The following is an 8,857-nucleotide window of genomic DNA, read 5'->3' as shown; positions in this document are numbered from 1 at the left end:
AATTCGGCCGCGACTACAAGAACAAGCGCCGCATCAAGATCACCCCGGAGCCGGATGCCGACGGCAACCAGGGCGAAGCGGTCGAATTCCTGATCCCCAAGGGCAAGCACATCTCCGTCCACGACGGCGATCTGATCCAGAAGGGCGACTACATCATCGACGGCAACCCGGACCCGCACGATCTGCTGCGCATCCAGGGCGTCGAGGCGCTGGCCGAATACCTCGTCAACGAGGTGCAGGAGGTCTATCGACTGCAGGGCGTGCCGATCAACGACAAGCACATCGAGGTGATCGTCCGCCAGATGCTGCAAAAGGTCGAGGTCGTGGATCCGGGTGAGACCACCCTGATCAAGTCCGACACCGTCGAGGTCGCCGAGGCCGCGCTGGAGAACGCCAAGGTCGAGAAGCGCGGCGGCCGTCCGGCCATCACGCAGCCGGTCCTGCTGGGCATCACCAAGGCGTCGCTGCAGACCCGCAGCTTCATCTCGGCGGCGTCGTTCCAGGAGACCACCCGCGTCCTCACCGACGCCTCGGTCAACGGCAAGATCGACACGCTGGAAGGCCTGAAGGAGAACGTCATCGTCGGCCGCCTGATCCCGGCGGGCACGGGCGCCTATCTGCGCAGTCTGCAAAAGGTCGCCAACCAGCGCGACGCCGAGCTGACCTCGACCCTCGAGGCCGCGGTCGAGGCTCTGCCGGCCGACCTGGCCGCCGAGCTGGAGCATGCGGAAGGCTGATCAGCGCCTGACGATCTGATCTGAAGAAGGGCGGTTCCGGCGACGGGACCGCCCTTTGTCTTGAACGCGCCAGGCGACATACTCGCGCGATGACACAGATCGAAGCGTCCAGTCCGGCACGCCCTGAAACAGGCGTCGTGCGATCAGCCCTGATCGGTTCGGTCGTCGTCTTCACGGGCTACAGCCTGGTTCTGGCCGTGGCGCGGGGAGGGGGACCGGCGCAGGTGCTGGCCGGCGCCCTGGCCAATACGATTCCGGTCGTCCTGCTGGGGTTGGCCGCCCGGAGCGTGATCCTGCGCCACCTGACGGGGCGTTCGGTCGTGGTCGCGACCCTGGGCCATGTCGCCCTGGCCGTCGCCTATTCGATGCTGTCTTACTGGTTCCTGCTGGTCTTGCTGGGCGTGATCAACGGCGTCTCGGCGACCGAGTTCGACGTGCGGCCCTTCGACCGGCGGGCGATGGCCTGGCAGACCCTTCAGAACGTCACGACATACGGTCTGATCGCGGCGCTGACGTTGCTTCAGGCGCGTTCGTCGATCACGTCCGTCGAGACGGCGCGGCCCAGGCCCGCCGGCGACGGCCAGTCACGCTACTTCATCCGCAGCGGTGAGGATTTCAGGCCCATGGACACCGCCAGCATCGTCAGCATCGCCGGGGCCGACGACTATGCCGAGGTGCGCACCATGGACGGCCGTCATCTGGTGCGCATGACGCTGGGCGAGTTTGAAACGAGCCTGGACCCCGAGCGGTTCGCGCGCGTCCACCGTTCGCACATCGTCAACCTGGAGCGAATCGACCGAGCGGAATCCGCCGGCAACGGGCGGCTGCTGCTGCACATGGAGACCGGCGAACGGATCCAGACCAGCCGGGCAGGGGCCAAGCGGGTGAGGGACCGGGTCATCTAGCCGAGCCGGGACGCGCGTTCACCGACGCGCGCTGTCCGCTCGCCGGTTTTCGGCCCGTCGGTGAACGGCGCGGCTACCGGAGGGACGGTTTTCGGAGGTCCCATGCGTCATTTCACCCTGTTCGCCCTGGTCGCGGCGTCGACCGTCGCCCTGATCGTTTCCTCACCGGCGCAAGCCCAGTCGACCGCCGTCTCGCGTGACGCGGCCGCGCACATGCTGACGCAAGCCGGCGAAGGGCCGCCGACCGTGCAGCGGCTCAGACTGCAACTGGCCGCGGAACGCTATGCCGAGGCCGAACAGACGGCCGAAAGCCTGGCGGAGGGCTTGCGGCCGGCACAGCCGAGCCGCGCCGCCGCCCTGACGCCCTGGCGGATCTATGCGCGGGCGCGGGGTTATGAGGTCCAGGGTGCGACGCGGCAGGCCGCGTTGAATCGCGCCTTCGACGAACTCTACGCCGCGCTGCCTGATCGCGAGATGGCGACGATTCTGCCCTGGTACGGTGCGAACCTGGATCAGTTGACCGAACGGGCGCGACAGGCCGAAGCGGCCTGTGTCGGGATCACGTTGACGGACTGCACGACGGGCGTCGCGGCCGTGACCGCGCGTCAGGCGTTGGAGACCTGGCGCTATCTGCTGCCGGCGTCAGACGCCTTGATCCGGGCGGATGTCGAGCGGCGTTTCGTCTTCGAGGACGATCTGTTGATCGATACGCCGGACGGTGCGCGGATCACGGCCATGATGGTGCGCCCGCGCGGAGAGAAGCTGACGGCGCTGCTCAATTTCGGCATCTACAACCGCGCCGACTGGGGCGTGGCCGACGCCGTGCAGATGGCGGCCCACGGCTATGCGGGCGTGATCGCCTATACGCGCGGCAAGGGACGCGACGGGACGGGCGATCCGGTTCCCTATGTTCACGACGGCGCCGACGCCGCAGCCGTGATCGACTGGCTGGCGGCCCAGGACTGGAGCGACGGCCGGGTCGGCATGTTCAGCGGCAGCTACAACAGCTTCACCCAATGGGCGGCGTTGAAGCACAGACCGGCGGCGTTGAAGGCCATCGCCACCAACGCCTCGGCCGCGCCGGGCATCGACGTGCCGATGCAGGGCGGGGTGTTCCAGAGCTTCGTCTATCACTGGCCCTTCTATGCGGCGAGCGGAGCGGCGCTGGACGAAAAGACCTATGGCGACAACGACCGTTGGGACCGGCTGTTCCGCGACTGGTTTCTCAGCGGGCGGCCCTATCGGGACATGGAGCGGATCGACGGCCGGGCCAATCCGATCTTCCGCCAATGGCTGGATCATCCCGACTATGACGCCTTCTGGCAGGCGATGATTCCTCAGGGGCGGGAGTTCGCAGCCATCGACGTGCCCGTCTATGTCCAGACCGGTTATTTCGACGGCGGCATGGTGGGGGCGCTCCACTATATGAGAGAGCATCTGCGCCATCGGCCGGACGCCGATCACCGCATGATCATCGGTCCCTATCACCACACGGCCCAACAGGGCGGAGTGCTGGCCTCCATCAACGGATACGACATCGACCGTTCGGCCCAGATCGACCTGGCGGCCTTGCGGATGCAGTGGTTCGACCATGTGTTCCGCGACGCACCCCTGCCGGAGTTGTTGAGCGGCCGGGTGAATTTCCAGGTGATGGGCGCCGATCTCTGGCGGCATGTGGAATCGCCGGACGCCATGGCCGAGCAGCGCCTGCGTCTGCACCTGGGCGGCGAAGGCGAGGCGGGCGCGCGGACGTTGAGCGAGGACGGTCCCGGCGCGGAGAGCGTGCTGACCTTGGACATGACGGATCGCGGCGTCATCGACCGGGAGGTTCCGTCCGACCAGCTCGACACCACCGGCGCCCTGCAATTCGAGACCGCCCCGTTCACCGACGGCATCGAGATCGACGGCGGCTTCACCGGCCGGTTCGAGATCGTCACCAATAAGCGTGACCTGGACCTGGAGGTGGTCTTCTTCGAGCATCGCGCGGATGGGGGATGGTTCCGCCTGGCGTCCTATCTGGGCCGGGCCAGCTATATGCAGGACCGTACGCACCGCCGGTTGCTGACGCCCGGAGAGCCTCAGGTGCTGAGCTTTGAAAGCCAGACCGTGACGGGCGTCCGCCTGAGACCGGGCAGTCGGCTCGTGGCCCTGGTGGGCGTGCCCTTCCGGCTGGGAGTCCAGATCAATCACGGCTCCGGCCGCGACGTCAGCGACGAGTCGATCGCGGATGCGGGCGAGCCGATGCGGATCCGCTTCCTGCCGGGAAGCTGGCTGGAGCTGGGCGTGCGTCGCTAGGGCGAGATCGGCTGCGCCGGATGCGTCCGCATCCGGCGCAGACCCGCGCTATGGTGCGACCGATGCGGTTCAGCGCAGGGGCCGAAGATTCTAGACTCGATAGACTCGCTTTTTCTCGGGTTTGAACCCTAGGGCGGCCCTTGGCTGGGCGTGTGGGTCGTGCGCGCGCCCTGGCGCATGTCGACGCCCGGCACGTCCGGCAGGTGGGCGCCCGCGCAACCCATGCCGAGGTTGGAGCCGGGGCAGTCGCCGGGACCGACGACCCCGGTCCCGCCCGCCAATGGGCGTCGGCGTTGTTCATAGCGCCGCAGTTCGCGCGCGCCCTCGGCCGCGAACCGGGCGTCGCGTTCTGGATTCCCTGTCCCGCGCAGGGGGGCGGCGCGTCCGGCCGCCTCGTTGAAACGGCTGTCGCACTGGGCCTGTTCGGCGGCGCTCAATCGATCCCGCATCATGCGGCAGCCGGGAACGCCCTGGCGCAGCGAACGGGCGATGGCGTCATTCAGGGTCTCGCGCCGCACCTGCCAGGCGCCGGACGGCGGTGCGGGCGTCCCATCGGGCGCGGCGGCCGCCACGCGGCCGGCCGGGGCGGCGGGCGTCTGATCCTCATCCTGCTTGTCGCGGCCGCGCGGGGGGACCAGGACGGGCGCGGCGGCTGATGCGGCCGGGGCGAGGGTCTCGGCCGCGGCCGCTGGAGCGGGTTCGCGCGGCGCTTCGTCCTTCAGCAGGGGGCGTGGGACCAGTTCGACGGGTATGACCGTCACCGGCGTCGAAAGCCCCGGCAGGGCGGGGGCCTCGAAATTCCGCAACGCCATATAGCCCAACACGGCGACGTGCAGCGCCACGGACGCGGCGATCAGGGCAGGCTTGCGCGCCCGCTCGGCCCTTTCCGGCCACGTCCAGTCGAACCGAACCACGCATCCTCCCCTGACCGCGTCAGAGGATCGGGCGACCGTGGCGGTAATGGGGCTGGAGCGCGACCGGGGTTCGACCGCTGCTGTCTGATCCGTTAGGGTTACAACGATGTGGAGACCGATGACCCTGCGCGTTTCGGCGATCGGGGCGGGCATGATGATCATGGCCTGTCAGGCTCCTTCCCAAGGGCAGGCCCAGGATCGGAACACGCCGCGTCAATGTCGTTCCGGCGTCGGCGAGGTTCGGGTGTCTTGCGTGGTCCAGGCCGATGGGAGTCTGGACCTGTGCCGTGTGCTCAGGGAAACGCCGCGAGGCTGCGGCTATGCCGAGGCGGCCTTGAGCGCGGCCCGAAGATCGCGCATGGATCCGGCAGTCGTCCGCGGCGCGGCGGTGGGCGCGCGCGTGACCTACGATGTCCGCTTCCAGGTGGTGGACTGACCGTTCCGCTTGACCCGAAGCCCCCCAGCGCGTAAAGGGCGCGCACTTTCGAGATGGGCGTTTCGGCGGCCGTCCTGATCGTCACAATCAAACGGACGGGCTGTGCCCGCCGGAACGGCCGAAGCGCCCGTTCCGGCTTTTCTGTTTGAGGCGACGCTCCGGTCTCGCAAAGGCAACCCGGGCGGGGAAACCTCCCCGTTCAGAAGAAGGTCACGAGGCGCTCCGGCCGAAAGGCACACGCCTCCACACAGAAGTCGAGACTGTTAGAATGCCCACGATCAACCAACTGATCCGCAAGCCGCGCAAGCCCAAGCCCACCCGTAACAAGGTGCCGGCCCTGGAGGGTTCGCCCCAGCGCCGCGGCGTCTGCACCCGCGTCTACACCACGACCCCGAAGAAGCCGAACTCGGCTCTGCGTAAGGTCGCCAAGGTCCGTCTGGCCAAGAACGGCTACGAAGCCGTGTGCTACATCCCCGGCGAAGGCCACAACCTGCAGGAGCACTCGGTGGTGCTGATCCGCGGCGGCCGCGTGAAGGACTTGCCCGGCGTTCGCTACCACATCCTGCGCGGCGTGCTGGACACCCAGGGCGTCAAGGACCGCAAGCAGCGCCGTTCGCACTACGGCGCCAAGCGTCCGAAGTAAGCCGACCGCCTTTCGCCATCAGAGATTTTCCCGGCGGCTGTCGGGACCTACAAGGAATAGCCCATGTCGCGTCGTCACCGCGCCCAGAAGCGTGAAGTTCTGCCGGATCCCAAGTTCGGCGACCTGATCGTCACCAAATTCATGAACTACGTGATGTACGAAGGTAAGAAGGCCGTCGCCGAGAACATCGTCTACGGCGCCTTCGACATCCTGGCCGAGAAGAAGAAGGACCAAGAGCCGGTCGCCACCTTCCACACCGCGCTGGAAAACGTGGCCCCGTCGGTCGAGGTCCGGTCGCGTCGCGTCGGCGGCGCCACCTATCAGGTGCCGGTCGAGGTTCGCCCCGATCGCCGCCGCGCCCTGGCCATCCGCTGGCTGGTCAACGCCGCTCGCAACCGTGGTGAGAACACCATGACCGAGAAGCTGGCCGCCGAGCTGCTGGACGCCTCGAACAACCGCGGCACCGCGGTCAAGAAGCGCGAAGACACCCACAAGATGGCCGAGGCCAACCGCGCCTTCAGCCACTATCGCTGGTAACGGCCTTCAAGGCGCCCCCTTCGGCGCCTATGTAGCGACTATCCGGCGCGGGCGGTTTCAGCTAAATCGCCCGCGCCGCTTTATCCGACATCTCCCGAGGGCGCTGAGCTGGCGTCCTGCACAGCACCCCAAGGCAGCCTCCTATGCCCCGCACGCATAAAATCGAAGACTACCGCAACTTCGGCATCATGGCGCACATCGACGCCGGCAAGACCACGACGACCGAGCGGATCCTCTATTACACCGGCAAGTCCCACAAGATCGGCGAAGTCCACGACGGCGCCGCCACAATGGACTGGATGGATCAGGAGCAGGAACGCGGCATCACCATCACGTCGGCCGCGACGACCGCCTTCTGGAAAGAGAAGCGCCTCAACATCATCGACACCCCCGGCCACGTGGACTTCACGATCGAGGTCGAGCGCTCGCTGCGCGTGCTGGACGGCGCCGTGACCGTGCTGGACGGCAACGCCGGCGTCGAGCCGCAGACCGAGACCGTCTGGCGTCAGGCCGACAAGTATCGCGTGCCGCGCATCGTCTTCGTCAACAAGATGGACAAGATCGGCGCCGACTTCGACAAGTCGGTCGAGTCGATCCGTGACCGTCTGGGCGCCAAGGCCGTGCCGATCCAGTTCCCGATCGGCGCCGAAAGCTCGCTGTCGGGCCTGGTCGACCTGGTCCGCATGAAGGCGGTGGTCTGGGACAACGACGCCCTGGGCGCCAACTTCCGCGACGAAGAGATCCCGGCCGACCTGATGGACAAGGCCGTCGAGGCTCGCCAGTACCTGATCGACAACGCCGTCGAGCTGGATGACGAGGCGATGGAAGCCTATCTGGAAGGCAACGAGCCTTCGGAAGAGACCATCAAGAAGTGCATCCGCAAGGCCGTGCTGACCGGCGCCTTCTATCCGATCCTGTGCGGCTCGGCCTTCAAGAACAAGGGCGTGCAGACGCTGCTGGACGCGGTGGTCGACTATCTGCCGTCGCCGGTCGACATTCCGCCGACCCCCGGCATCGACTTCAAGACCGAAGAGCCGGTCGTGCGCCGCGCTTCGGACGACGAACCGCTGTCGGTCCTGGCGTTCAAGATCATGGACGACCCCTTCGTCGGCTCGCTGACCTTCTGCCGCATCTATTCGGGCAAGATGGAGACCGGCATGGGTCTCTTGAACTCGACCCGCGACAAGAAGGAGCGCGTCGGCCGCATGCTGCTGATGCACTCGAACAACCGCGAGGACATCAAGGAAGCCTACGCCGGCGACATCGTCGCCCTGGCCGGCCTGAAGGACACCCGCACCGGCGACACCCTGTGCGACCCGATCAAGTCGCCGGTCATCCTGGAGCGCATGGAGTTCCCGGCCCCGGTCATCGAGATCGCCGTCGAGCCTAAGACCAAGGCCGACCAGGAGAAGCTGGGCGTCGCCCTGGCCAAGCTGGCCTCGGAAGACCCGTCCTTCACCGTCTCGACCGACCACGAGTCGGGCCAGACCATCCTGAAGGGCATGGGCGAGCTGCACCTGGACATCAAGATCGACATCCTGAAGCGCACCTATAAGGTCGAGGCCAACATCGGCGCGCCGCAGGTGGCCTATCGCGAGTCCATCAGCCGCAAGGCCGAGATCGACTACACCCACAAGAAGCAGACCGGCGGCACGGGCCAGTTCGCCCGCGTCAAGCTGGTGTTCGAGCCGGGCGAGCCGGGTTCGGACTTCGTCTTCGAATCCGCCATCGTCGGCGGCGCGGTGCCCAAGGAATACATCCCGGGCGTCGAAAAGGGCCTGAAGTCGGCCAAGGACAACGGCCTGCTGGCCGGCTTCCCGGTCATCGACGTCAAGGCCACCCTGGTCGACGGCGCCTTCCACGACGTCGACTCCTCGGTGCTGGCCTTCGAAATCGCCTCGCGCGCGGCTTTCAAGGAACTGCGTGAGAAGGGCGGACCCAAGCTGCTGGAACCGATCATGGCCGTCGAGGTCGTGACCCCGGAAGAGTATCTGGGTTCGGTCATCGGCGACCTGAACGGCCGTCGCGGCATGATCCAGGGTCAGGACATGCGCGGCAACGCCACCGTCGTGAACGCCTTCGTGCCGCTGGCCAACATGTTCGGCTATGTGAACACGCTGCGCGGCATGTCGCAGGGCCGCGCCCAGTTCACCATGCAGTACGACCACTACGAGCCGGTGCCGCAACACGTCGCCGACGAAGTCATCAAGAAATACGCCTAAGCTTTTTCCATCCGGGAAAAGCCCCACCAGCAATCCGGTCGGTTTCTCGGAACTGACCGGCAACCCCCTGAAATCTTAGGACAAGCCCCTGCTCAGGGGACGGAGAGAAGAGAATGGCCAAGGAAAAGTTCGAACGCACTAAGCCGCACTGCAACATCGGCACGATTG

General features: G+C 66.7%; 8 protein-coding genes and 1 pseudogene. 7 read left to right on the top strand and 2 right to left on the bottom strand.

Annotation, left to right across the window (positions count from 1 at the left end; genetic code table 11):
* The 3 genes and pseudogenes from V7D63_RS12710 to V7D63_RS12700 form a co-directional block, all read left to right on the top strand.
* Positions 1-737, top strand: a pseudogene (locus V7D63_RS12710) (DNA-directed RNA polymerase subunit beta'); the annotation flags it as partial.
* 137 nt (positions 738-874) lie between these two features.
* Entirely contained in the window at positions 875-1,642 is a 768-nt protein-coding gene (locus tag V7D63_RS12705; protein WP_333592648.1) for a LytR/AlgR family response regulator transcription factor, read from the top strand.
* A gap of 102 nt (positions 1,643-1,744) precedes the next feature.
* A complete protein-coding gene (locus V7D63_RS12700; RefSeq protein WP_333592647.1) occupies positions 1,745-3,937 on the top strand; it encodes a CocE/NonD family hydrolase in 2,193 nt (730 codons plus the stop codon).
* Positions 3,938-4,065: 128 nt separating this feature from the next.
* Here V7D63_RS12700 and V7D63_RS12695 read toward each other — a convergent pair whose 3' ends face one another.
* Positions 4,066-4,851 carry a hypothetical protein gene (locus tag V7D63_RS12695; RefSeq protein ID WP_333592646.1) on the bottom strand — a complete coding sequence of 262 codons (786 nt, stop codon included), beginning with the start codon at positions 4,849-4,851 and terminating at the stop codon, positions 4,066-4,068.
* Between the two features lie 118 nt (positions 4,852-4,969).
* Between V7D63_RS12695 and V7D63_RS12690 the strand changes: the two genes are divergently transcribed.
* The 4 genes from V7D63_RS12690 (at position 4,970) to fusA (ending at position 8,689) form a co-directional block, all read left to right on the top strand.
* Entirely contained in the window at positions 4,970-5,287 is a 318-nt protein-coding gene (locus V7D63_RS12690; protein ID WP_333592645.1) for an energy transducer TonB family protein, read from the top strand.
* 268 nt (positions 5,288-5,555) lie between these two features.
* Entirely contained in the window at positions 5,556-5,930 is a 375-nt protein-coding gene (gene rpsL, locus V7D63_RS12685; RefSeq protein ID WP_008260482.1) for a 30S ribosomal protein S12, read from the top strand.
* Positions 5,931-5,993: 63 nt separating this feature from the next.
* A complete protein-coding gene (rpsG, locus tag V7D63_RS12680; RefSeq protein ID WP_298699902.1) occupies positions 5,994-6,467 on the top strand; it encodes a 30S ribosomal protein S7 in 474 nt (157 codons plus the stop codon).
* A 143-nt stretch (positions 6,468-6,610) separates the two neighbouring features.
* Positions 6,611-8,689 (top strand): elongation factor G, encoded by a 2,079-nt coding sequence (gene fusA / locus V7D63_RS12675; RefSeq protein ID WP_333592644.1) that lies wholly within the window; start codon positions 6,611-6,613, stop codon positions 8,687-8,689.
* On the opposite strand, the gene V7D63_RS12670 is transcribed toward fusA, so the two are convergent.
* A partial coding sequence (locus V7D63_RS12670; protein WP_333592643.1) for a hypothetical protein occupies positions 8,673-8,857 on the bottom strand: 185 nt, incomplete at its 5' end. The two genes, fusA and V7D63_RS12670, sit on opposite strands and share 17 nt — an antisense overlap.

Source organism: Brevundimonas sp. (assembly GCF_036732845.1).
GTDB lineage: Bacteria > Pseudomonadota > Alphaproteobacteria > Caulobacterales > Caulobacteraceae > Brevundimonas.
This window is presented reverse-complemented; position numbering and strand designations above follow the sequence as displayed.